Genomic DNA, 24,061 nt, shown 5'->3' with positions numbered 1-24,061 from the left:
CGGCGGCCCGTTACTCGGGACGACAGGCCGGACGCCCGGCGGATGGAACAATGGCCGCAGACAAGTCTCGCAATTCGACACCGATGGACAAGCTCTGGCAGGATGTGACGCCGGAGCGGCTGACGGGCGAGGCCGGGCTGGTCATCGATGTCGCGGGTTTCGAAGGCCCGCTCGATCTGCTGCTGCATCTTGCCCGCACGCAGAAGGTCGATCTGTCGCGCATTTCGGTGCTGGCGCTTGCCGAACAATATCTGCAATTCGTGGAAAGCGCGCGCCGCGTGCGCATTGAGCTTGCTGCCGATTATCTCGTCATGGCGGCGTGGCTCGCCTTCCTCAAATCCAAGCTCCTCATTCCGCAGCAATCGAAGGATGACGGTCCCTCGGGCGAGGAAATGGCCGCGACGCTGGCGTTCCGGCTGAAACGCCTGGAGGCGATGCGCGAGGCGGCGGAACGGCTCGTCAACCGCGCCCAGCTCGGCCGCGATGTTTTTGCCCGTGGCGCGCCGGAGCATATTCCCCATATCAACCGCTCGGCCTATGAGGCCAATCTCTACGATCTCCTGAGCGCCTATGCCAATCTGCGGCAGCGGCAGGCGATTACCCAGGTCACGATTGAAAAACGGCAGGTCTGGTCGCTTGTCGAGGCGCGTGAGCTTCTGACCCATCTCCTCGGCGATGTCGGGGAATGGACCGTGCTCGATCAATATCTGCTGCAATATGTGCCAGATCCCGCCATGCGGGTGACGGCGATAGCCAGCGCCTTTGCCGCTTCGCTGGAGCTGGTGCGCGAGGGCTCGCTGCAAATCCGGCAGGAGGGCGCTTTCCAGCCCATTTATATGCGTAAGGGTGGACGAGACGACCGTGCGGTGAATGCCGAAAGGACTGACAATGATGAATGACGATGAGACCGCCGAGGCCACCATCGCGGCCGAAGGGGCAGAGCCCGAAACCACGGTATTTTCCGAGCGCCAGCTGAGGGAGGCCGAGCGGATCGCCGAGGCCCTGGTCTTTGCCTCGTCCGAGCCGGTTTCCGTGGCTTTCATCGCCGAGCGCCTGCCGCGCGGCATGGATGTCGTCGCCATTCTGCAGCATCTCAAGGTTCTTTATGCGGAGCGGGGCGTCAATCTCGTGCAGGTGGGCGGGCAATGGGCCTTCCGCACCGCCGGCGATCTTTCCTTCGTCATCCGCGCCGAGGAAAAGGAGCCGAAGAAGCTGTCGCGCGCGGCGCTGGAAGTTCTGGCGATTATCGCATATCATCAACCGGTGACACGCGCCGAAATCGAGGAAATCCGCGGCGTGCAGACCTCGCGCGGCACGCTTGACGTGCTGATGGAGGCGGGCTGGGTCAGGTTCCGCGGCCGCAGGCGCACACCCGGCAGGCCGGTGACGATCGGCACCACGGTGGAGTTTCTCGACCATTTCGGCCTTGAGGAATTGCGCGATCTGCCGGGCCTCGAGGAGCTTAAGGGCGCGGGGCTGCTTTCGGGCCGCATTCCCTCCAATTTCGGCGTTCCTCTGCCGATGATGAGCGACGAATTGCGGGAGGACGAAGACCCGATCACGCAGCTCGATCTCGAGGAACTGGGCCTGCTTGCGCCGGGCGGCGGCGATGGCGACGACTGATATCGCCATCCTGTTGGCGGAGCCACGAAAACTTTATGCGCACTCGCTGTTGAAGCGACGATTTGTCGTTTGAAAAAGCCTTTCAAACGTCTTACATCGTCTGAAAGCGAAATTCAGGAGTTTCAGTTATGGGTTCTTTTAGTGTGTGGCATTGGCTCATCGTGCTGGTGATCGTTCTCGTCCTCTTCGGACGCGGCAAGATCCCGGAATTGATGGGCGATGTCGCAAAGGGCATCAAGAGCTTCAAGAAGGGCATGGCTGACGAAGACCAGACGCCGCCGCCGGCCGATGCCAACACGAAGACCGTCGACCACAAGGCTGACGAGATCAAGTAAGCGGCCTGTCGCCGCTTGGTGTGGGACTGGCGCTAGAGCGCCGTGCGTTCTTTCGGATGCACAAGGACGCTCTACCACTTGTATGTTGCGCATCGTTCCGGTCGAAAATCGATTCCGATTTTTGGGACCGATGCGCTAGGGTCTCGGGAGCATATTGATGTTAGATATCGGCTGGAGCGAGCTTCTGGTGATTGCGGTCGTATTGATCGTGGTCGTCGGGCCGAAGGACTTGCCGCCCATGATCCGCGCTTTCGGCAAGACGATGGCCGGCCTTCGCAAGATGGCGGGGGATTTCCGCACCCAGTTCGATGAGGCCCTCAAAGAGGCCGACATGGACGATGTGCGCCAGACCATCTCCGATGTCCGCAATCTTAACCCCACCAACTCGCTGCGCGATGCGATGAACCCGCTTCGCCAGCTTGGCAACGAGATCAAGTCCGATCTGCAGAAGGCGACCACCCCGCCGGACGGCCTGTCTTCCACCCCTGCGCCCGTCACAAGCGAGCCGGTTGCGCCGCTGGTCAGCGTGCCCGAGCCGGAGATGAAGCTGCCGGATGCGCCGCCTGTTGTCGCCGCATCCGCCGCGCCGGTTGCCGCAGCCGTCGCTACGGAGGAGAAGCCGAAGCGCGCGCGGGCGAAATCGATTGCGACCGTGGAGGCCGAAGCGGTTGCCGCCAAGCCCAAACGCGCCGCCCGCAGCAAGGCCGCAGCGGCAACGCCCGAAACCGCTCCGGCCACGAAAACCGCCGCGAAAACCAGTGAGCCCGCCGTTTCGAAGCCCGCTGTTTCCAATCCCACCGTGAAGGCCGTCGCCAAAAAGGCTGCCGTCAGAAAGCCTGCCGCAGACAAGGCGGTCGTGGCCGAGACCAAGCCGGCGAAAACGGCAAAAACCAAGGCCGCAAAGCCCAAAAAGGATGAAGCATGAGCGGGGATATCGAGGATAAGCCGCAGCCGCTTATCGAACATCTCATGGAGTTGCGCACGCGGCTGATCTGGGCGCTCGGCGCGTTCTTCGTCGCCTTCATCGCCTGTTTCGCCGTTGCCAAGCACCTGTTCAACCTGCTCGTCATTCCTTACAAATGGGCGGTTCTCTGGGCGGGCCTCGATGTCACGAAATCGTCGCTGATCTATACCGCGCCGCAGGAATTCTTCTTCACGCAGATCAAGGTCGCCATGTTCGGCGCGATGGTGATCTCGTTTCCGGTGGTCGCCTCGCAGCTCTATAAATTCGTGGCGCCCGGTCTCTATAAGAACGAACGGGCAGCCTTCCTGCCGTTCCTCATCGCGTCGCCGATCCTTTTCCTCATCGGTGCGGCGCTCGTCTATTTCTTCTTCACGCCCATGGTCATGTGGTTCTTCCTCGCCATGCAGCAATTGCCCGAGGACGGCGAGGTGGCGATTTCGCTGATGCCGAAGGTGTCGGAATATCTGAGCCTCATCATGACGCTGGTTCTCTCCTTCGGTCTGGTGTTCCAGCTGCCTGTCGTCACCACGCTTCTGGCGCGCGTCGGGCTTTTGACCAGCGACTGGCTGCGGGAAAAGCGCAAGTTCGCGATCGTCCTCGCCTTCGTGGTCGCCGCCGTGCTGACGCCGCCGGATCCCATGTCCCAGATCGGTCTTGCGCTGCCTGCGATCATTCTCTACGAGATTTCCATCTACATGGCTCGACTCGTGGAGAGGAAACGTGCGGCAGAATCCGCAAGCACGGAGCTGGAGGAGACCTGATATTCTTGAAGGTCTCGCCGCTCACGACATTTCCTCGCGCCGGGCTCATGCCCGGCGTTTTGCTGTAAAACACGACGATGCAACAACGGTCTGGAACGACGATGCACGACATTAAATGGATACGCGAAAACCCCGAAGCTTTCGATGCGGCGCTTGCACGCCGAGGTGCTGAGCCCGCCGCCAGCGGCCTGATCGCGCTGGATGAAAAGCGCCGTTCCGTCATCCAGTCCCTGCAGGACATGCAGTCGCGCCGCAACGCCGCCTCCAAGGAAATCGGCGCCGCCATGGCGCAGAAGAACATGGAGCTTGCCGAAAAGCTTAAAGCCGAAGTCGCCGATCTCAAGGACAACATGCCGCGCGCGGAGGAGGAGGACCGTCAGGTCACCGCCGAGCTCAACGATGCCCTGTCGCGCCTGCCCAACATGCCCTTCGACGACGTGCCCGACGGCAATGACGAGCATGATAATGTGGTGGCCCGCGTGGTCGGCCAGAAGCCCGGCTGGAACCATGAGGCGAGGGAACACTTCGATATCGGCGAAGCGCTCGGCTACATGGATTTCGAGCGCGCCGCCAAGCTTTCCGGTGCGCGCTTCACCGTGCTGACCAGCCAGCTCGCGCGTCTGGAACGGGCGCTCGGCCAGTTCATGATCGACCTCCACACCGGCGAACACGGTTATACCGAAGTGTCCTCGCCGCTGATGGTGCGCGACGAGGCGATGTTCGGCACCGGCCAATTGCCGAAATTTACCGAGGACCTGTTCAGGACCACGGATGGCCGCTGGCTGATCCCGACGGCGGAAGTAACGCTGACCAACCTTGTCTCCGGCGAAATTCTCGATCAGGAGAAGCTGCCGCTGCGTTTCACCGCGCTGACGCCGTCCTTCCGTTCGGAAGCGGGCTCGGCCGGGCGCGACACGCGCGGCATGCTGCGCCAGCACCAGTTCTGGAAGTGCGAACTCGTCTCCATCACCGATGCGGAAAGCGCCGTTGCGGAACACGAGCGCATGACGGCCTGCGCCGAAGAGGTGCTGAAGCGCCTTGGCCTGCATTTCCGCACCATGACGCTCTGCACCGGCGACATGGGCTTCAGCGCCCGCAAGACCTACGATCTGGAAGTGTGGCTGCCCGGCCAGAACACCTATCGCGAAATTTCGTCCTGCTCGGTCTGCGGCGATTTCCAGGCGCGGCGCATGAATGCGCGTTATCGCGGCAAGGACGACAAGGCGACGAAGTTCGTGCACACGCTGAACGGCTCCGGCACGGCCGTCGGCCGCTGCCTGATCGCGGTTCTCGAAAATTATCTGAACGAGGACGGTTCCGTCACAATTCCAGACGTGCTTCTGCCCTATATGGGCGGTCTGAAGCGCATCGAGAAGGCGGCCTGACTGTTCGTCTGCTAAAGACGCGGCCGTCATTCCGGCCTTGAGCCGGAATCCAGCCAGCCCAAGTCCTTGGGCTGAAAAAGACTCTTCCCGCCGCGCAGACGCGCGTCGACTGGATTCCGGCTCAAGGCCGGAATGACGGTCGTGGGGGTGCTTCTGTGAGAGAAATCATTGTGTCCTCATAGTGGGATACAGCAGCGGAGGAAAACATGCGGATTTTGCTGACGAATGACGACGGCATCCACGCCGAAGGTCTGGCCGTGCTGGAGCGTATCGCCCGCACGCTGTCCGACGATGTCTGGATCGTCGCGCCGGAGACCGACCAGAGCGGTCTCGCGCATTCGCTGACCCTGTCTGAACCGCTGCGTCTGCGAAAAGTTTCCGACAAGCATTTCGCGCTGCGCGGCACGCCGACCGATTGCGTCATCATGGGCATTCGCGAAGTCCTGCCGGAAAAGCCGGATATCGTGCTCTCCGGCGTCAATGCCGGCGCCAACATGGCCGATGACGTGACCTATTCCGGCACCATTGCCGGCGCCATCGAGGGCACGCTGCAGGGCGTGCGTTCCTTCGCGCTCAGCCAGGCCTTCAGCCATGTCGATGGCCGCGTCGTGCCGTGGGAAGTCGCCGAGACCTATGCGCCGGACCTCCTGCGCAAGCTGATGAATGTCGATCTGCCTGATGGCACGTTCCTCAATCTCAATTTCCCCAATTGCGCGCCCAAGGATGTGCAGGGCGTTTCCGTGACGGGGCAGGGCAAGCTCGATTTCGGCCTGACGGTGGAAGAACGCCAGGATGGCCGCGGTTTTCCCTATTACTGGCTGCGCTTCGGCGAGCGTCTCGGCACCTTCCGCGAAGGGACCGATATCCACGCTTTGAAACATGGCAAGATTTCCGTCACACCGCTTAAGCTTGACCTGACGGACTACACGGTGAAGGATCGGGTTGCGCAAGCACTTGGATTCAGAGTCGCCGATTGAAATCCGCAATGGTCGAAAAGGAAGGTTTTGCCGCTCTCGTTCTCCGCTTAAGGGGCGAGGGGATTTCCGATCTCGACCTTCTGACGGCGGTTGAGCAGACGCCGCGTTCCAAATTCGTGCCGCCGCAATTTGCGGCGGACGCCTATTCCAGCCGCACAATCCCGATAGACTGCGGCGCCTTCATGGAGGGCGCCGACATGGCGGTGAAGATCCTTGCCCGGCTGCAACTGAAACCCGGCCAGCGCGTGCTGGAAATCGGCACGGGCAGCGGTTTCATGACCGCGATCATCGCGCGCCGGGTTGAGCGCGTCTTTTCGCTGGAGCGTTACAAGACGCTGGTGCAGCAGGCGCAGAACTGTCTAGACGATCTTTCCATCCGCAATGTCGTCATCCGCCAGGCGGATGGCAGCAACGGTCTGGTGGGCGAGGGCACCTTCGACCGCATCGTCTCCACCGCCGCCTTCACCACCATGCCCCGCTTCTTTGCCGAGCAGATCGTTTCGGGCGGCATGATGATCGCGCCGATCATCCTTGAAGATGAGCGTTGCGTGATGACGCGCTTCTCCAAGACCGGCAGCCGCTTCGAGAAGGAAGAGCTGTTCGAGGCGCCTTACCTGCCGCTCAGCACCCATATTGCGCGTCATTTGTGACAAAATGAAAATTTTGGAGACATTCTATTTTTGTCTCCTAATGTTCTGAATTGCCGCAACTATCTGATTTTCAATATCATTATTGTATCAACATGACGCATCCGGTTTTCGTCATGGTTATCGAAGTGTCAAAAAAGCGCCGAACGGCTTAACGTTTTAACGGCGTGGTAACACTAACGCGCTTTAATCATAAACATCGACGCATGGTTTTCCCCACCTCGGGAAATGGGCCTTGCAAGAAGTGAAATTTGTGCCGGATCGGTCTCGATGCGGCGGGTTGGCGTCAGTGTAGATCGAGTCATGCGTATGAGACATTCGTCTAAAATCGGAAAATCAGTCGCAAAAATGTTCGCAGCGGCATTGCTGGCAAGCGTCGCAACGGGCTGTAGCTCGGATGCAACGCGGTTCAGCGGCCTCTTTTCCAGTGGACCGGACCAGATGACCACGGCGTCAATTCCTGCCCGTCAGGGCGGCGGTGCTTACGGGCAGGCCCCGGTTCCGCAGGGCGACATGAATGGCGGTTATGCCTCTGCCGCACCGCAGGGCGGTTATGCCAACCAGAACATGGCGGGCAATTCCTACCCGCAATCGGGTGGTTATGGCGGCGTTCAGCTTTCCACGGCCCGCTCGGCTTCGGCCTCTCCGGTGCAGCGCTCCGAGCTGTCGGCGCCGACGGCGGTGGCAAGCCGCGATCCGTCGACCCGCAACGAAGCCATGGCCCAGCCTTTCCCGTCCGCTCAGCCCAAGGCCGCGCCATCTCTTGCAGCGCCCGCCCGGCAGGCTGCCGCTCCCGTCACCGACAATCTGACGACCGCAACCGTTCGTTCCGACAAGAACGGCTGGCACACCGATGGCGCTTCCTCCGTGACCCTGCGTCCCGGTGAAAGCATCGCGACCCTCTCCAACCGCTACGGCGTTCCGGAAAAGGAACTGCTGCGCGTCAACGGTCTGAAGAGCGCATCCTCGGCGCAGGCCGGCCAGTCGATCCTCATTCCGAAGTTCGGTCAGATCCGCAACGCCGCCAAGGACGCGGCCGGCGATATCGCCCTTAACCGCAACGGCGACCAGCCGACACCGCTGCGTAGCCCCGAGGGGAATGTGGCCGTGCTGCCGTCGCAGGCCGCCGCCCGTGACAAGGTTTCCTCCGAGGCCGGCAAGCTGACGCCTCCCGGCGGCAAGCCGCTGCCGCCGACCGGTGGTTACAAGGTTCAGCCGGGCGACAGCCTGGCGAAGATCGCCCGCGAAAACGGCGTGTCGGTCGCTGCCCTCAAGGCGGCAAACGGTCTCAGCAACGAAAGCATCCGCGTCGGCCAGACGCTCAACATGCCGGGCGCTTCGACGGATGCCATCAAGACGGCTTCCGTTCCCGCCAAGGAAGCGGCCAAGCCGGTCGAAACCGCATCGGCCAAGCCTGAGCCCTACAAGGCACCGGCTGCTGCCGCGGCTCCGACTGCGCCCGCCACACCGGCCACCGCCAGTGTCAGCGACATCGAGAAGAAGGCCGACATGGCTTCCGTCGCACCGGAATCCACGGGCATCGGCAAATATCGCTGGCCGGTTCGTGGCGCGGTCATCAACAATTTCGGCGACAATGTCGAAGGCAGCCGCAACGATGGCATCAATATCTCCGTTCCGGAAGGCACGCCGATCAAGGCTGCCGAAAACGGCGTGGTCATCTATGCGGGCAACGGCCTGAAGCAGCTCGGCAACACGGTTCTCGTCCGCCATGACGACGGTAAGGTCACCGTTTACGGCAATGCCGCCAATCTCGACGTGCAGCGCGGCCAGAAGGTCCAGCGCGGCCAGACCATCGCCACATCGGGCATGACCGGCAGCGCCAAGCGTCCGCAGGTTCACTTCGAAGTTCGCAAGGATGCGACGCCGGTGAACCCCTCCAGTTTCCTTGAATAGGTATTGCGTCTCAAGGAATGATGAAGCCGGGTGAAGAGCCCGGCTTTTTCATTTTTGGGGTGATGGGTGCGGAAAAGGTGCTGGAATGGGTGCCTCGGGCTTGGTGAGTATTGGTTTCTCGCGGTTTTCTCCTCCGTCATGCCGGACCCGATCCGGCATCCAGTCGACGCGCGTCTGCGCGGCGGAATGAGTCTCCTCAGCCCAAGGACTTGGGGCTGGCTGGATACCGGCTCAAGGCCGGTATGACGGATGTGGGGATGCAGCCCAAGTCACGTCGAGCCGCTACGTGTCTAGCCTCTGACCAGCCCAACCGTCCTCTCGATGAAATTGGCAATGGCGCCGGTATCGTCGAGATCGAAAACCGGTAGCGCCGTGTCCGTCACCGCGTGATCGGCGGCGATTGCGACGATATGCGGATCGAGCGGTGCAAGCGGTTCGGTCTTGGCGGCCTCCAGCCGGCGTGCTTCGATCTTCGGCACCGGCTCGTATTTGTAGCCTTCGATCAGCACCAGATCGCAGGGGGCGAGGCGGGCGAGAATATCCTCGAAGGAGGGTTCCGGTTCGCCGCGCAATTCATGCATGATGGCGAAACGGGTGCCGGAAACGATGGTGACTTCATGTGCGCCGGCCTGCCGGTGACGCCAGCTATCCGCCCCGACCTTGTCGATATCGAAATCATGATGGGCGTGCTTGATGGTGGAGACGCGGTAGCCGCGCGCCGTCAGCTCGGTGACGATACGGACCGCAAGGCCGGTCTTGCCCGAGTTTTTCCAGCCGGCGATGCCGAAGACCTTTTGTGCCGTCATGATTCCAGGTTCTCCAGATAGCTGCGCGCCAGCGCCAGTTCATCCGGCGTGTTGATGTTGAAGAACGGATCGAGGCTGCCCTTTGCCGTTTCCAGCGGCGGGAAGGCCACGCCGATGGTGACATGCCGGGCAAGATAGGCGCGGATGCGCCGGTTGGCATCGTTCTTCAGCCACGCCTCGAGATCGTCGGCCAGCGCCAGCGGCCACAGCGCAAAAACCGGGTGAAGCTGGCCGCTGGAGGCGGCGATGACGATCGCATTGTCCGACAGGTGTTCGTAAAGCCGCGCCACGAGATCGTTCGGAAAAAACGGGCTGTCGGCAGGCGCAGTCAGGAAGTGGCTCGCCGCATCCCCGCGGTGCTGGAAATGGCGCATGCCGGCCAGAATACCCGCGAGCGGTCCGGCATGGCCGTTCAGCGTATCGGGCAGCAGCGGCAGGCCGAAACTTTCCGCCCAGCCATTGGCCGCATTGATGGTGACATCGCAGACCTGCGGGGTGATGCGGCTGATGACATGGGAGATGAGGGGCGCATCGCCCAATTGCACCATCGCCTTATTGCTGCCCATGCGCCGCGAAAGCCCGCCGGCGAGCACGAGACCGGGTATTTCGAAAGGGGCCGTCATTCCCGCTTTTCCTGCAGCCTTACGACATAGGTGGTGAGGAGGGCGACAAGGCCGGTCGCCAGCATCACCAGAAGAAGCGGCCAGGTTCCGTCCTCTCTGGACAGGACCGAGGAGGCGAGCACCGAGAGTGCTGCGCCGCCGCCGATGGTCATCGCGCCGCCGAGGCCGGAGGCGGAGCCGGCCAGATGCGGCTGGACGCTGACCATGCCGGCATTGGCGCTTGGCAGCGTTACGCCGTTGCCGACACCGATCAATGCAAGCGGCACGAAAAACGCATAGGCGCTTTCCGCCCCGGCGGAGATCAGCAGCATGGTCGTGGCGATGCCCGCAATGGCGATGACATTGCCCGACAGCATCATGCGGGTAATGCCGATTTCGCTGGCATAACGGCCGGAGATGAAGTTGCCGAGCATGTAACCGCTGGCCATGAAGAAGAATTGCAGGCCGAGCATGGCCGGCGCAAGCCCGTAAAGCACGCTGCCGACAAAGGGCGCACCGCCGAGGAAGGAGAAGAACATGCCCGATGAGAAGGTCGAGGTCAGCGCGTAACCCCAGAACAGCGGCGAGCGCAGAAGTTCCGGCCAGGCGTGAAACTGCTGCGAAAAGCTCGCCGATTTATTGTGGTTGGTTTCGCCGAGATCGAACCAGGCGAGCGCCAGAATGCCGACGCCGAGCAGGGAGAGGAGGGCGAAGCTCGATTGCCAGCCGGAAATGTCGTTAAGCAGGCCGCCAACCGTCGGCCCCACCATCGGCACCACGGACATGCCCATGGTCACATAGCCGATCATCGAGGCCGCCTGTTCCATCGGCACCATGTCGCGCACGATGGCGCGCGCCAGCACGAAGCCGGAAACGACGGCCGCCTGCGCGACGCGCCCGACCATGAAGACGGTGATGTTGGGCGCGAGCATGCAGACGAGCGTTGCGACGATCATGATGGCGATGCTGGCCAGCATGATCGGGCGGCGTCCAAAGAGATCGGAAAGCGGGCCGATGATGAGCTGCAGGCAGGCGGTGGCGGCAAGATAACCCGAAACGGCAAATTGCATCACCGCGTAGTCGGTCTCGAAATAAACCGCCATGGCCGCAAGCGAGGGCAGGAACACATTCATGCACAGCGCCGCCACGCCGGCGATGACCACCAGCGTGATGATGTGGGGCGGGGTGGTCCTGTCCAGAAAACGGCCGCTGTTCATGTCATTCTCCCGCCTCTTCCGTAACGGCAGTTTTCGTTACGGAAGCCGGCCGTACCGTGGTCGCGGCGGTGGGTGTGGCGGCTGCGCGCTTGGCCATCTGCGAGCGCTTGCGCAGGCTTTCGCGATAGAAAGTATAAAGGCCCGAACCGATGACGATCATGGCGCCGACGATGGTGTAATTGTCGATCTTTTCGTTGAAGAAGAACACGCCGATCATGAAGCCCCAGAGCAGGCCGGTATAACGGAACGGCGCGACGAAGGAGATTTCGCCTGATCGCATCGACAGTATGATCGCCTGATAGCCGACGAGCACCAGAATGGCCGAAGCGGCCAGATGCGATACGATCATGAAGTTCATCGGTTGCCAGCCGCCGAAGGGCACGATCAGCAGGCCGCCCACCGCCATGTTGACGAAGGCGGTGATGACGGTGATGGCGAGCGAGGGCACATCGGCATACATTTTCCGGGTCAGCAGATCGCGCGCGGCGGTGACGGCGAGCGATGCGACGACCAGAAGCGCGCCCGGCGTGAAGCCTTCCGGGCCGGGCCTGATGATGACGAGCACGCCGATAAAACCGACGATTATCGCCACCCAGCGCCGCCAGCCCACGGGTTCGCGCAGGAACAGCGCCGCACCCAGCGTCACCACCAGGGGCAGGGACTGCAATATGGCCGAGGCATTGGAAAATTCGATGAGGCCGAGCGCCGTCAGATAGAGCACGGCCGCCGTCACCTCACAGAGACAGCGCAGGATGATGATGGGGCGCATGAGGGTTTTCAGCGGCCGGAGCGCGCCGAAATGGCGGGCGGCGATGTAGATCAGCACCACCGTCATGATGCCGCGGACGAACATGATCTGGCCGGTGTTGATATAGGGGGTGACGGATTTCGTCAGGGCGTCATTGGCCGTGAAGCTTGCCATGGCGAGCGCCATCAACAGGGCGCCGCGCGTATTGTCCGTCAATGCCATTCCAAAATATCCCAGACCATGCGCGGTTTTCCCGGCCGCCCCTTCGGGGCGATTTGGGCCGCCTTTCCGGCGTCACCGCGCATTCCTCCATGTAAAGAGACGTGGCACGGCACAGCCGGCATTTCAACCGTTTATATGGGTGGGTGGACGAGAAACAGTCTCAGCCGCCGGTCACGCTCATATGGCGGGAGACGGCAGGCCGGTTGTGGGTGCGGTCGATGATGAAATCATGCCCCTTCGGCTTGCGCAGAAGGGCTTCATCGATGGCGCTGGAAAGATAGGCGTCGCTGTCGGAGGCGCGCAGCGCGGTGCGCAGATCGGCGGCGTCATCCTGGCCCAGGCACATATAAAGCGTGCCGGTGCAGGTGAGGCGGACGCGGTTGCAGCTTTCGCAGAAATTATGCGTCATGGGCGTGATGAAGCCGAGCCGGCCGCCGGTTTCCTTCACCGTCACGTAACGGGCGGGGCCGCCGGTCTGGTAATCGCTGTCGATGAGCGTGAAGCTCTTTTCCAGATCGGCGCGCAACTGCGAAAGCGGCAGGTAGCGGTCGGTCCGGTCTTCCTCGATCTCGCCCATCGGCATGGTTTCGATCACCGTCAGGTCCATGCCGCGACCATGGGCGAAACGCATGAGATCGGGAATTTCGGCGTCGTTGAAGTCCTTCAGCGCCACCGCGTTGAGCTTGACCCTGATACCCGCGGCCTGGGCGGCGTCGAGCCCCTCCATGACGCGGTCGATATCGCCCCAGCGGGTGATATGGCGGAATTTGTCGCGGTCGAGCGTGTCCAGCGAGACGTTGATGCGCTTGACACCGCAATCGGCCAGCTCATCAGCATATTTGGCAAGTTGCGAGCCATTGGTGGTCAGCGTCAATTCTTCCAGCGCGCCGGTGCGAATATGGCGGCCGAGGTTCCTTACCAGCGACATGATGTTCTTGCGCACCAGCGGCTCGCCGCCGGTGAGCCTGAGCTTGCGCACGCCGCGCGTTATGAAGACGGAACAGAGCCGGTCGAGCTCTTCCAGCGTCAGAAGGTCTTTCTTCGGCAGGAAGGTCATGTGTTCGGACATGCAATAGGTGCAGCGGAAATCGCAACGGTCGGTGACGGAAACGCGCAGATAGGTGATGGCGCGGCCGAAGGGATCAATCATCGGTGCGTTGTTTTCCGTCAGGAATTGCGCTTTTTCAAGCGATCCGGGGAAACTGTTCACGTCTCCATCCTCATTGCGCGATGCGCCTTTCAAATGATGTAGTGGCTTGCCTATCGTGAGGCAAGTCCGTAATTCTGACGCATATCATAAGCTTACGGAAGTGAAAAATGAGCGATGCCTGGCCGACCGAGCTGCTTGTGTCGAAAGACCGGCGCGAATTGACCGTTTCCTTCGATGATGGAAGCGTTTACCGGCTTCAGGCCGAGATGCTGCGCGTGCTTTCGCCCTCGGCCGAGGTGCAGGGCCATGGGCCGGGACAAAAGGTCACGGTGCCCGGCAAACGTGATGTTACCATCCGTTCCATGGTCGCCACCGGCAATTATGCGGTTCGCATCGTTTTCGACGATGGCCACGATAGCGGCATCTACACCTGGAAATATCTGAAGGAACTGGGTGAGACCGGGGATGCGCTGTTTGCGGATTATGAGCGGCAGCTCGCCGAAAAGGGCTTGAGCAGGGAACCGCGATACCGGTAGAGAAAACAGCGAGGGAGACGCCCTCGTGAGAATGATGGCAAGGGGTTGAAGAACTGCTGCGTTTGGCAACGTTGTTGCATTCGCGCTTCGTCACCCCGGACTTGATCCGGGGTCCAGCGCGATCAAGTCCTTGATCGCGGGAGAGTCCTTTCACGGCGCAGACGCGCCGTGGCTGGATGCCGGATCAAGTCCGGCATGACGGAGGAAATGTTCTTGCGCGTTGCCGATAATCGGACGAGGGCAAAGCTCTTGTCTCACTATTTAAACGGGGTGGCGTGTGGCTGTAGAAGCGAACGGAAATGATCTGGCCCAGGTGGTCGTACTGCTGGCGGCAGGCGTTGTCGCCGCGCCGATCTTCAAGCGCATCGGCCTCGGTTCGGTGCTCGGCTATCTGGCCGCCGGTTTGGTGATCGGGCCTTACGGTCTCGGTTTTTTCTCCGATTCGCAGGCCATTCTGCATATAGCGGAACTCGGCGTGGTGATGTTCCTGTTCATCATCGGCCTTGAAATGCAGCCGTCGCGGCTGTGGTCGATGCGGCAGGATATTTTCGGGCTGGGTGCGCTGCAGGTGCTGGTCTGCATGGCGGGCCTGACATTGATCGGGGTCGGTCTCGGTTTTCCCGTCATCATGTCCTTCGTCGCCGGCACCGGTTTCGTGCTGACGTCGACGGCGATCGTCATGCAGATGCTGCAGGAGCGCAACAGCATGTCGAGCCTGAAAGGCCAGCGCATCATCGCCATCCTGCTGTTCGAGGATCTGGCCATCGTGCCGCTGCTCGCGCTTGTCGCCTTCCTCGGTTCGGGCGGCGAACATGTGACGGCGTCGGAGCGCTGGGCTTCCGTCGGTATTGCGCTTGCCGCCGTCGGCGCGCTCATCCTTGCCGGGCGTTATCTTCTCAACCCGTTCTTTCGCCTGCTCGCGGCTTCCGGCGCGCGGGAGGTGATGACGGCCGCGGCACTGCTGGTGGTGCTGGGTTCGGCGCTTCTGATGCAGGTCAGCGGCCTTTCCATGGCCATGGGCGCCTTTCTTGCCGGCGTGCTGCTGTCGGAATCCTCCTTCCGCCATCAGCTGGAAGCGGATATCGAGCCGTTTCGCGGCATCCTGCTCGGCCTGTTTTTCCTCGGTGTCGGCATGGCGATCGATCTTGCCGTCATCGCCTCCAACTGGCAGCTCGTGGTCATCAGCGTCGCGGGCTACATGCTGCTCAAGGCCTTCCTGATCTATGGCGTGGCGCGGGCGCTCGGCACCACCCGGCGCGAAAGCCTGGAACGGGCGGTGCTGATGGCGCAGGGCGGCGAATTCGCCTTCGTGCTCTATTCGGCCGCCGTCAGCGCCGGCATTCTCGACCGGGAGGCGAACGCAATCCTGACGGCGACCATCATCATCTCCATGGTGCTGACGCCGCTGATGGTCATTCTGCATGACAGGCTGGTGCCGGCGGCGGTTCCCAATACCGATGATCTCGACGTGCCTGAAAATGTTGAGGGCAGCATTCTGCTGATCGGCTTCGGGCGTTTCGGCCAGATCGTCAGCCAGCCGCTTCTGGCGCGGGGCTACACGCTGTCGCTGATCGACAAGGATGCCGACTTCGTTCGCGATGCGGCGGAATTCGGTTTCAAGGTCTATTATGGCGACGGTTCGCGGGCGGAAATCCTGCATGCTGCCGGCGCGAGCACGGCGCGTGCCGTGCTTATCTGTGTCGATGACAAGGAGGCGGCCGTCAGGATCGCGGAAATCGTCAAGCACGAATTCCCGCTGGTTCCGGTTCTCGCCCGCGCTTACGACCGCGGCCACGCGATCGATCTGCTGAAGGCCGGCGTCGATTACCAGATCCGCGAGACACTGGAATCGGCGCTGAATTTCAGCGAGGAAGTGCTGGGCGCCATGGGCGAGGAGCGGGAAGACGCCGCGCGTCTGGTGGAAGAATTCCGCGACCGCGACGAGGAACGTTTCGCCATGGAAGTCGTCGGCGGCATTTATGCCGGCCGTTCGCTGATCCGTGGCAACGCCCAGCCTGCCGACCTCGTTGCCGCCCGCACCGCGCGCGAGCGGGCCGAGCGGGAAAAGGCGGAAGCCGCAGAGGAATAGGACGCCCCGGTCTTTCGGCGGCGACAGAGGGAATTGGCAGGGATAGGAACGGACATGACGATCATTCGCACGGTTGAGGAATTGAAGGCCATCTATGACAGCACGAGCGAGGCATCGATCGCCAAGGTGACAGCCACGCTGACGGCCGAATACCGGCTGATGATCGAGACTTCGCCCTTCCTGGCGCTGGCGACGGTCGGGCCGGAAGGCATGGACTGTTCGCCGCGCGGCGACAAGGGCGGCGTGGTTCGGGTGGCCGATGAGAGGACCGTGCTTCTGCCGGACTGGCGCGGCAATAACCGTGTCGATTCGCTTCTGAACATCGTGCGCGATCCGCGCGTGGCGCTGATGTTCCTGATACCCGGCTCGAATACGACGATGCGCATCAACGGCCGCGCCGTGGTCTCCGTCGATCCCGACCTGCTGGAAAGCTTCGAGATGGATGGTAAACATCCGCGCACCGTCATCGTGGTGACAATCGATGAAGTTTATTTCCAGTGCGCCCGGGCGCTGATGCGCTCGGAACTGTGGAACCCCGATAATTTCGTCGATCCGGCCTCGCTTCCGACACCCGGTCTTCTGCTCAAGGCGGCTAAAGCCGAATTCGATCAGGAGACCTATGACAGGGAATGGGCGGCGCGGGCGGCGAAGACCATGTGGTGAGGCGCAGTACCGACGCGACCATCGGGTCGCTGAGGCAATCCTCGCAAGGCTTACGCCATTGGCGAAAGCGGAGCGTCTCACTCCGTCACCCCGGACTGGATCCGGGGTCTAGCGCGATCAAGTCCTTGATCGCAAGAGACTCTTTTCACGGCGCAGACGCGCCGTGACTGGATGCCGGATCAAGTCCGGCATGACGGAGGAGATAGTGGCGCGCACGCCATCCTTCTTACGTCCGATAAATCAGCCAGTTCTTGCCTGTATAGTTCTTCTGCATGCCGTCCTCGTAATAGACGGAGCGGTTTCGGCCGGTTTCCTTGGCATGGTAGAGCGCGGTGTCGGCATGGCCGTAAAGCTCGCTCGGGTTGGCGGCCTGCGCGGCGGAAGCGAAGCCGAGGGAGATCGTCACCGTGCCGTAGTCGGCGCCCGATCTCGAATTGCGGAAGGGCGTGCTTTCCAGCGACAGGCGGATGCGCTCGCACATCACCATCACCTCTTCCGGCGTATTGCCGTCCAGAATGATGGCGAATTCCTCGCCGCCGCTTCTGGCGACAAAACCATCCTTGCGGACATTGGCGCGGATGACCGAGGCGACGGTGGCGAGAATCTTGTCGCCGACCGGATGGCCGAAAGTGTCGTTGATGCGCTTGAAATGATCGATATCGAGCAGGACGAGCGTGGTATATTGCAGGCCGATGGAACTGTCATAGACGGATGCCAGCCGGTCGTCGAAGGCGCGCCGGTTGGAGAGACGCGTCAGCGAATCCGTATTGGCGATGCGCTTGTACTCATCCAGCTCCAGGCGCACCTGATGCATTTCCTCGGCATGGCGGTTGACATCGTTGAAGGCCTTTTCGCCGTCGATGATCTTCGAGCCGGTGGCCTCGGCCAGCAGCAAAATCGCATTCCTCAGAATATTGCTGCTGGCGGCGTTCTTGTCATCGATGCGCTGGCGCGTTTCGCCGAGAATCCTGTTGTAGTTTTCGATGGAGGATTGTTCGCGCCTCAGCGTGCCCAGAAGACCCTCCAGTTCGCGCCTGAGCTTCTCATGCGCATCATCGATGGACCGGGCGGGATTGCCTTCCCCGTAACGCGAGGACAGCTCGTCCAGATCCTCCTGCGTGACCCGGTTTCCGAGTGCGGCCAGATCCTTCGTCAGGGCAGGGTTCGAACCGATATAGGCTTCGTAAAAGAGGCTGTAGTTACGCGGGATCGGCGAAACACCCATGCTCCGCATGGCATAGGCAATCTGCCCGGCAATGTCGGGCCCCGTGGTTTTGGGCGTGGATGCCGTGTTCATCAAGAAACTCCAGTGAGTCTGCTTATCGACTATGATTATTATTATGAAGCTCGTTTTGGAAAGCTTAATTTATGGGAAACTAATTTTTGTGCCCGGAAACTTCATTTTTGTCACTTTTTATTTTATTTAATTGATAAATATAAGTAATTTTCATTTTGAAGAATTCCGGAATTTTTTCCCTCTACTATTCGCCTTGGTGACAGCATCGCATTTATTCTGTCAATCCCAATAACGGGATTCGTGTGATTTATTTTGGCACAACAATATAGAGAAATAATCCCGCGGCGGAAAGGCGCGGTGGTTTTTGAATTCGTGGAAATCCTGCCTATAGGCGGTTTTTTTGATCATTCGTGCCGGGATACAGGAATGTTACAGTCTTATCTTCGGTTTCTGTGCCATGCGGCACGCGGCAGCGCCGTTTTGTGACGGCGCGGCAACCATTCGGTAGGGTTCAGGAAGAGGTCAGTTATGCTGCCGGCCGCAGGTCCGGCCGCATCGCATGCGTGTCAGGGTTTCAGCCTGATGACCGGGCATTCCGCCCCGGCCGCCGCCGCCGGCGCATTTGGCGGGCGCACGATCAGCCCGTCGGAATGGGCCAATATCTTCATCATCGATGAATCCTGCTTCGCATGGGCTTCCGCCACCAGCAGGCCGTTTTCGTCCGTGCTGAAACGGGCGCGGAGGTAATCCTGCCGGTGATCATTCGCTTTCAACGGCGTGGCGGTGCGGGCGGTGGTCGTGCGTTGCAGCGGCGTGCGGCGAGCGATGCTGCGGAGCAGCGGTTCGAGGAACAGCAGGCCGCAGACGAGGCTGGCAACCGGGTTTCCGGGCAGGCCCAGAACCTGCATGGTGCCGATGGACCCGACCATCAGCGGTTTCCCCGGACGCATGGCGATGCGCCAGAAATCGAGCTGCATGCCTTCCGCTTTCAAAGCAGCCTGCACGAGGTCGTGGTCGCCGACGGAGGCGCCGCCGAGCGTTACCAGCACATCGACCTTCGCCGCGACGGCCTTGCCGATGGCGGCGCGGATCAGCCTGTCATCATCGGCGATGATGCCGAGATCGAGAACGTCCGCACCCGCCTGCCGGGCAAGGGCTGCGACGCCGAAGGTGTTGGAGGCGATGATCTGCGCGGGCTGCGGCGCGCTTCCCGGCGGCAGCAACTCGTCGCCGGTGGCGAGTATGGCGATGCGCGGCCTGCGATAGACAGTGAGCGCGGCATGGTTCATCGCCGCCGCGAGCGTCAGGTCGGTGAAACCGAGTTCCCGCCCGGCCTTCAGGGCTGCTTCGCCTTCGGTAAAATCCTGTCCGCGCGGGCGGATATGTCGCCCCGCGGTGACGTCGAAGGCGGTGCGGATTTTGCCACCCTCCAGCACTTCGGCATCTTCCTGAATGAGAATGGTATCCGCACCCCGCGGCACGGGCGCGCCGGTGAAGATGCGCACGGCTTGGCCTTCACCCACCGTGCCGGTAAAGGCATGGCCGGCGGCGGCCTGACCGATGACGGTGAGGACCGAGCCGATCGCCGTCGCATCGGCGCTGCGCAGCGCATAACCGTCCATGGCCGAGGCATCGAAGGGCGGCTGGGTGAGGCGTGCAATGAGATCGGCCGAGAGAACCCGGCCATCGCATTCGGCGAGCGGCAGGGTTTCGCTTTCGGTCACCGGAACCGCTGCTTCCAGAAGGCGTGTTATGGCCTCATCCACGGGCAGCAGCGGTTTCATTCAAGTCTCCTGTCGCCGGAAATCGCCGGATTTGCCACCGCTCTTTTCAAGAAGGCGGATATTGACGATTTCCATCGCCTTGTCGGCGGCCTTGGCCATGTCGTAGATCGTCAGGCAGGCGATGGATACGGCGGTCAGCGCTTCCATCTCCACGCCGGTCTTGCCGGACAGTTTCACCAGCGCTTCGACCCGCAGGCCGGGCAGGGCGGCGTCTTCGGCAATGTCCACCGCCACCTTTGTCAGCATCAGCGGATGGCAGAGCGGGATGAGGTTTGCCGTCTGCTTGGCGGCCATGATGCCGGCGAGGCGCGCGGTGCCGATGACATCGCCCTTCCTGGCGTTGCCTTCGCGGATGAGCGCGAGCGTTTCCGGCTTCATCTTCACGAAGCCTTCGGCGACGGCGACACGGACGGTCTCGGCCTTGTCGCCGACATCGACCATATGCGCCTCGCCGCCCGCATCGATATGGGTGAGCTTTCCAGCCTCGCTCATCGCTGCATCATTCCGCTGCCAGAATGCCGGATTGGCCGGTCAGAAGGGCTTTGGTGGCCGCCGTCACATCATCCTTGCGCATCAGGCTTTCGCCGACGAGGAAGGTGCCGATGCCGCTTTTTTCGAGACGCTTACAATCCTCGAAGGTAAAGATGCCGCTTTCGCCGACCAGCAGCTTTTCCGCCGGCACGAGGCCTGCGAGCTTCTCGCTGGTTTCGAGGCTGACTTCGAAGGTGCGCAGATTGCGGTTGTTGATGCCGAGAAGCGGCGAGGCGAGCTTCAGCGCCCGTTCCGTTTCTTCCTCATCATGTACTTCCACCAGCACATCCATGCCGAGCGCGAAAGCCTCATCTTCAAGGCGTTTCGCCTCGTCGTCGGAAAGCGAGGCCATGATGAGGAGAATGCAGTCCGCGCCCCAGGCGCGGGCCTCATGGACCTGATAGGTCTCGAACATGAAATCCTTGCGCAGCGCCGGCAGGGCGCAGGCATTGCGGGCGGCGGTCAGGAATTCAGGCGCACCCTGAAAACTTGGGCTATCCGTCAGCACCGAAAGACAGGCGGCGCCACCGGCTTCATAGGCGACGGCCAGCGCCGGCGGATCGAAATCCGGACGGATGAGGCCCTTGGAGGGGCTGGCCTTCTTGATTTCGGCGATCAGGCCGAACTTGCCTTCGGCCTGCTTTGCCCGGAGCGCCCTGTAGAAACCGCGCGGCGCACTCTGGTCTGCGGCCATGGCCTTCAGATCGGCCAGCGAAACCTTCGCCTTGGCGGCGGCGATTTCCTCGCGCTTGTAAATCTCGATCTTTTTCAGAATGTCGCTCATGATCTCGCTCTCATTCTTCCTCGTTGGACACGGCAACCAGACGGTCGAGCGCGGCTGCGGCCTTGCCGCTGTCCAGCGCTTCGCTGACGATCGCCATCGCCTGAGACAGTGTCTCCGCCTTGCCGGCGATAACCAGCGCTGCGGCCGCATTGCACAGCGACACGTCGCGATAGGCGTTGCGCTTGCCGGACAGAACCTCGCGCAGCGCCGCCGCATTGGCAATGCCGTCGCCGCCCTTCAGATCTTCCATGGAAGCGGGCTCGACACCGAAATCCTTCGGCGTCAGGTCGAAGGTGCGGATCTTGCCATTTTCCAGTGCCGCGACATGGGTAACGCCCGTGGTCGTCACCTCGTCCATGCCGTCGCCATGCACGACCCAGATGCTTTCCGAACCCAGATCGCGCAGCACTTCGGCAAGCGGCACCAGCCAGCGCGGCGAAAAGACACCGAGCAATTGCCGCTTGGCTCCGGCCGGGTTGGAGAGAGGGCCGAGCAGGTTGAAAATCGTGCGCGTGCCGAGTTCGACGCGGCTTGGGCCGACATGGCGCATGGCCGAATGGTGCAGCTGCGCGAACATGAAACCGAGACCCGCCTCGCTGATGCAGCGGGCGATGAGTTCCGGACCGATATCGAGTTTCACGCCGAGCGCCGAGAGCGCATCCGCCGTGCCGGATTTGGAGCTCAGCGCCCGGTTGCCGTGCTTGGCGACCGGCAGGCCGGTGCCGGCGACGATGATCGAGGCGAGCGTCGAGATATTATAGGTGCCGATGCCGTCACCGCCGGTGCCGACGATGTCGATGGCATTGGCGGGGGCCGAAACCGGCAGCATGCGGGAACGCATGGAGGAGACGGCGCCGACGATTTCGTCCACCGTTTCCCCGCGCACGCGCAGCGCCATCAGGAAACCGCCGATCTGCGACGGCGTGGCTTCGCCCGACATCAGAATGTCGAAAGCCGCCCGCGATTCCTCGCGGTTCAGGCTTTCTCCATTTGCGACCTTGGCGATCAGCGGCTTCAGTTCGGCCATCTTGTCGCCCCCCGGGTTAGAAGCCGACCATCGCCTGATCGGCGAGGGCCTGATTGATGGTGACACCATAGTCATTCTGCAGGCGGTTGACCATCTGGTCCAGCATGTCGTCGCCGGCCGCGCGGGCAATGGCGGCGAACTGCTGGTCGTCATTGGCGAGCGCGTCGGCAGGCGCATTGGTGTCGACCGAGGTGACCTTGAAGAGGATACGGCTGGAACCGTCGGCATCGGCCGCCGTGCCCACCTTGCCCTCCGCGCCGGAGAAGACCGCCGCGATGGTCTGCTGGCCGAAAATAGCGTCTTCGCTGTTGCGGCGCAGGCCGGATTTCTGTTCGACGGCGAGGCTCAGCTCACCGGCCACGGCTTCCAGCGTGTCGCCCTTTTCGACGCGCGCCTTCAGTTCCTCGGCCTTGGCGGCGAGCGCGTTGCGTTGCTGCTCCGCCGTCCAGTCGGCCACGACATCGTCGCGAACTTCGGCAAGCGTGCGGTCGCGGGCGGCGATGATCTGGTCGACATCGAACCAGATGTAGCCTTCACGGCCGAGATTGATCGGCAGCGCTTCCGTGCCGGGTTCGGTCTTGAAGACCTCCTGCGCGAGCTGCGGGGAAGGCAGGCCCTGAACCGCATCGCCCTTTTCATCGAGGCCGGAAGCGTCGATGGCGGCGATGGTGACGGGTTTCAGGTTCAGCTGCGTTGCCGCATCGGCGAGCGAAGAACCGCCGGCGCGCAGATCCTCGTAACGGTCGTGAACATTGGTGATTTCTTCCGCAGCGGCGGCGGTGGCGAGGTCCTTGCGGATATCTTCCTTCGCCTCTTCCAGCGTGCGGGTCGTTTCCGGCTTGATGCCGGTGACGCGCAGGAGAACCGGGCCGAAGGAACCCTGGACCACCGGCGACACACCGCCGTCCTTCTGGATGGCGAAAGCGGCGTCGGCAATCGACTGGTCGGGGATGGTATCCTTGGTGAATTCGCCGAGCGTGACGTCGGAAGCGGTCTTGCCCTGATCCTTCACCACCTGGTCATAGGTGGTGTTGCCGAGGCGGATCTGCTCGGCGGCGGCCTCTGCCATTTCCTTTTCAGGGAAGGTCAGTTGCTCCACCGTGCGACGGCCGGCGGTGCGGAAGCTGTCCTTGTGGCTGTTATAATAATCGGCGATCTGGGCGTCGGTGACGGCGGCCTGATCGGCGATATCGGATGGCTCAAGCTTCACATAGGTAAACTTGCGGAACTCGGGCGCGCGATATTTCGTCTTGTTGGTTTCGAACCAGGGAGCAAGCACGTCGTCGCCCGGCGCCTTGACCGGCGGAATGACGGCGTTCGAAAGAATGACGTAATCGACGGCGCGCTGCTCGTTGCGATATTGCTTCAGCGCATCCACCAGCACCTGCGGTGCGGCAAAACCATCCGAGACGGCTTCGACGATCTGACTGCGGACGGCGACCTTGCTGCGTTCCTTGATATAGTCATCCTCGCGGAAACCGGAATTGCGCAGGCGCTCGCTGAAGAGATTGCGGTCGAACTGGCCGTTGACCGCCTTGAAGGCCGGGTCTTCGGCAATGAGGTTGGCGAGACGGTTTTCCGAAAGGCCGAGATTCATCTTCGAGGCCAGCTCGTCAAGCGCTGCACCGGCCGCAAGCTGGCTGAAGACCTGACGGTCGATGCCGAAGGCCTTGGCCTGTTCGGTCGTCAGCCTTGTGCCGAACTGGCGGCTGAGATCGGAAATCTGGCGCTGATAGGCGAGGCGGAATTCCTCGGGGCTGACCGTCTGGTCGCCCACCGTCATGACGGCGTGGGAATTGGCGGTGACAAGCGATGCGGAAACGCCCCAGATGCCAAAAGAGACAACAAGCAGGAGAAGCAGCAGCTTGGCTGCCATGGTTCGAGAAGCATTTCTCAGGGAATCGAGCATCGTTATGCAAACCTCACAGGAACGTCATCGCGGTCGCCGGCTGTCCGGCCCGCAACGTATCGGCGTTCCTTAAATCAATCCAAACGGAAATTGAAGGGAATTTGCCTTGGAAAAACGGGGTTTTGAAAACGCTTGTGTGATTGGAGGCGG

The 24,061-nt window shown here is 61.7% G+C and carries 23 protein-coding genes; 12 read left to right on the top strand and 11 right to left on the bottom strand.

Translation table 11 applies throughout. The features are described 5' to 3' along the window. Positions 1-50 precede the first annotated feature (50 nt). From O3W47_RS24325 to O3W47_RS24285, 9 genes are all read left to right on the top strand, one after another. Positions 51-899, top strand: a complete 849-nt coding sequence (locus O3W47_RS24325; protein ID WP_003522723.1) for a segregation and condensation protein A — start codon at positions 51-53, stop codon at positions 897-899. Further along, entirely contained in the window at positions 889-1,623 is a 735-nt protein-coding gene (gene scpB / locus O3W47_RS24320) for an SMC-Scp complex subunit ScpB (RefSeq protein WP_137003629.1), read from the top strand. Before O3W47_RS24325 ends, scpB begins: the two co-directional genes overlap by 11 nt. Before the next feature lie 128 nt (positions 1,624-1,751). Beyond that, positions 1,752-1,958, top strand: a complete 207-nt coding sequence (locus tag O3W47_RS24315; RefSeq protein ID WP_003509722.1) for a twin-arginine translocase TatA/TatE family subunit — start codon at positions 1,752-1,754, stop codon at positions 1,956-1,958. A 157-nt stretch (positions 1,959-2,115) separates the two neighbouring features. Beyond that, entirely contained in the window at positions 2,116-2,883 is a 768-nt protein-coding gene (gene tatB / locus O3W47_RS24310) for a Sec-independent protein translocase protein TatB (RefSeq protein ID WP_269314765.1), read from the top strand. After that, positions 2,880-3,683, top strand: coding sequence for a twin-arginine translocase subunit TatC (gene tatC / locus O3W47_RS24305; RefSeq protein WP_065655994.1), 804 nt, complete (start codon positions 2,880-2,882; stop codon positions 3,681-3,683). The genes tatB and tatC overlap by 4 nt, the downstream gene beginning before the upstream one ends. Before the next feature lie 101 nt (positions 3,684-3,784). Further along, the gene (serS, locus tag O3W47_RS24300; RefSeq protein ID WP_059760200.1) at positions 3,785-5,068 is read left to right on the top strand and encodes a serine--tRNA ligase; all 1,284 of its coding nucleotides are present in this window, start codon (positions 3,785-3,787) and stop codon (positions 5,066-5,068) included. Between the two features lie 206 nt (positions 5,069-5,274). Then, positions 5,275-6,045, top strand: a complete 771-nt coding sequence (surE, locus tag O3W47_RS24295; RefSeq protein ID WP_269314764.1) for a 5'/3'-nucleotidase SurE — start codon at positions 5,275-5,277, stop codon at positions 6,043-6,045. 8 nt (positions 6,046-6,053) lie between these two features. After that, complete coding sequence (locus tag O3W47_RS24290) at positions 6,054-6,695, top strand: protein-L-isoaspartate(D-aspartate) O-methyltransferase (protein ID WP_078053081.1); 642 nt, start codon at positions 6,054-6,056, stop codon at positions 6,693-6,695. Positions 6,696-7,040: 345 nt separating this feature from the next. Continuing rightward, entirely contained in the window at positions 7,041-8,606 is a 1,566-nt protein-coding gene (locus O3W47_RS24285) for a peptidoglycan DD-metalloendopeptidase family protein (RefSeq protein ID WP_269314763.1), read from the top strand. A gap of 290 nt (positions 8,607-8,896) precedes the next feature. On the opposite strand, the gene mobB is transcribed toward O3W47_RS24285, so the two are convergent. The 5 genes from mobB to moaA form a co-directional block, all read right to left on the bottom strand. Continuing rightward, positions 8,897-9,412, bottom strand: a complete 516-nt coding sequence (mobB, locus tag O3W47_RS24280; RefSeq protein WP_262535440.1) for a molybdopterin-guanine dinucleotide biosynthesis protein B — start codon at positions 9,410-9,412, stop codon at positions 8,897-8,899. Beyond that, a complete protein-coding gene (mobA, locus tag O3W47_RS24275; RefSeq protein ID WP_262535438.1) occupies positions 9,409-10,035 on the bottom strand; it encodes a molybdenum cofactor guanylyltransferase MobA in 627 nt (208 codons plus the stop codon). The genes mobB and mobA overlap by 4 nt, the downstream gene beginning before the upstream one ends. After that, positions 10,032-11,231 carry a multidrug effflux MFS transporter gene (locus O3W47_RS24270; protein ID WP_269314762.1) on the bottom strand — a complete coding sequence of 400 codons (1,200 nt, stop codon included), beginning with the start codon at positions 11,229-11,231 and terminating at the stop codon, positions 10,032-10,034. Before O3W47_RS24270 ends, mobA begins: the two co-directional genes overlap by 4 nt. A 1-nt stretch (position 11,232) precedes the next feature. Continuing rightward, positions 11,233-12,201, bottom strand: a complete 969-nt coding sequence (locus O3W47_RS24265; RefSeq protein ID WP_003522736.1) for a DMT family transporter — start codon at positions 12,199-12,201, stop codon at positions 11,233-11,235. Between the two features lie 160 nt (positions 12,202-12,361). Beyond that, positions 12,362-13,411: a GTP 3',8-cyclase MoaA gene (moaA, locus tag O3W47_RS24260; protein WP_137453158.1), complete on the bottom strand. Its 1,050-nt coding sequence runs from the start codon at positions 13,409-13,411 to the stop codon at positions 12,362-12,364. 107 nt (positions 13,412-13,518) lie between these two features. Here moaA and O3W47_RS24255 point away from each other — a divergent pair, with 107 nt between their 5' ends. The 3 genes from O3W47_RS24255 (at position 13,519) to O3W47_RS24245 (ending at position 16,639) form a co-directional block, all read left to right on the top strand. After that, positions 13,519-13,887 (top strand): gamma-butyrobetaine hydroxylase-like domain-containing protein, encoded by a 369-nt coding sequence (locus O3W47_RS24255; RefSeq protein WP_003522738.1) that lies wholly within the window; start codon positions 13,519-13,521, stop codon positions 13,885-13,887. A 277-nt stretch (positions 13,888-14,164) separates the two neighbouring features. Further along, entirely contained in the window at positions 14,165-15,976 is a 1,812-nt protein-coding gene (locus tag O3W47_RS24250) for a monovalent cation:proton antiporter-2 (CPA2) family protein (RefSeq protein WP_080816894.1), read from the top strand. 54 nt (positions 15,977-16,030) lie between these two features. Further along, the gene (locus tag O3W47_RS24245; protein WP_080816895.1) at positions 16,031-16,639 is read left to right on the top strand and encodes a pyridoxamine 5'-phosphate oxidase family protein; all 609 of its coding nucleotides are present in this window, start codon (positions 16,031-16,033) and stop codon (positions 16,637-16,639) included. Positions 16,640-16,865: 226 nt separating this feature from the next. On the opposite strand, the gene O3W47_RS24240 is transcribed toward O3W47_RS24245, so the two are convergent. The 6 genes from O3W47_RS24240 to O3W47_RS24215 form a co-directional block, all read right to left on the bottom strand. Continuing rightward, complete coding sequence (locus O3W47_RS24240) at positions 16,866-17,936, bottom strand: GGDEF domain-containing protein (RefSeq protein ID WP_127756920.1); 1,071 nt, start codon at positions 17,934-17,936, stop codon at positions 16,866-16,868. A 506-nt stretch (positions 17,937-18,442) separates the two neighbouring features. Next, positions 18,443-19,660 carry a molybdopterin molybdotransferase MoeA gene (locus O3W47_RS24235; RefSeq protein WP_269314761.1) on the bottom strand — a complete coding sequence of 406 codons (1,218 nt, stop codon included), beginning with the start codon at positions 19,658-19,660 and terminating at the stop codon, positions 18,443-18,445. Beyond that, positions 19,661-20,152 (bottom strand): cyclic pyranopterin monophosphate synthase MoaC, encoded by a 492-nt coding sequence (moaC, locus tag O3W47_RS24230; RefSeq protein WP_003522743.1) that lies wholly within the window; start codon positions 20,150-20,152, stop codon positions 19,661-19,663. Between the two features lie 7 nt (positions 20,153-20,159). Continuing rightward, complete coding sequence (gene trpC, locus O3W47_RS24225) at positions 20,160-20,975, bottom strand: indole-3-glycerol phosphate synthase TrpC (RefSeq protein WP_269314760.1); 816 nt, start codon at positions 20,973-20,975, stop codon at positions 20,160-20,162. Positions 20,976-20,985: 10 nt separating this feature from the next. Further along, positions 20,986-22,002, bottom strand: coding sequence for an anthranilate phosphoribosyltransferase (gene trpD, locus O3W47_RS24220; RefSeq protein ID WP_269314759.1), 1,017 nt, complete (start codon positions 22,000-22,002; stop codon positions 20,986-20,988). Positions 22,003-22,018: 16 nt separating this feature from the next. Continuing rightward, positions 22,019-23,911 (bottom strand): peptidylprolyl isomerase, encoded by a 1,893-nt coding sequence (locus tag O3W47_RS24215; RefSeq protein ID WP_269314758.1) that lies wholly within the window; start codon positions 23,909-23,911, stop codon positions 22,019-22,021. Positions 23,912-24,061 lie beyond the last annotated feature (150 nt).

This window comes from Agrobacterium sp. LMR679 (genome assembly GCF_027157905.1).
GTDB classification, from domain to species: Bacteria; Pseudomonadota; Alphaproteobacteria; order Rhizobiales; family Rhizobiaceae; genus Agrobacterium; species Agrobacterium leguminum.
This window is presented reverse-complemented; position numbering and strand designations above follow the sequence as displayed.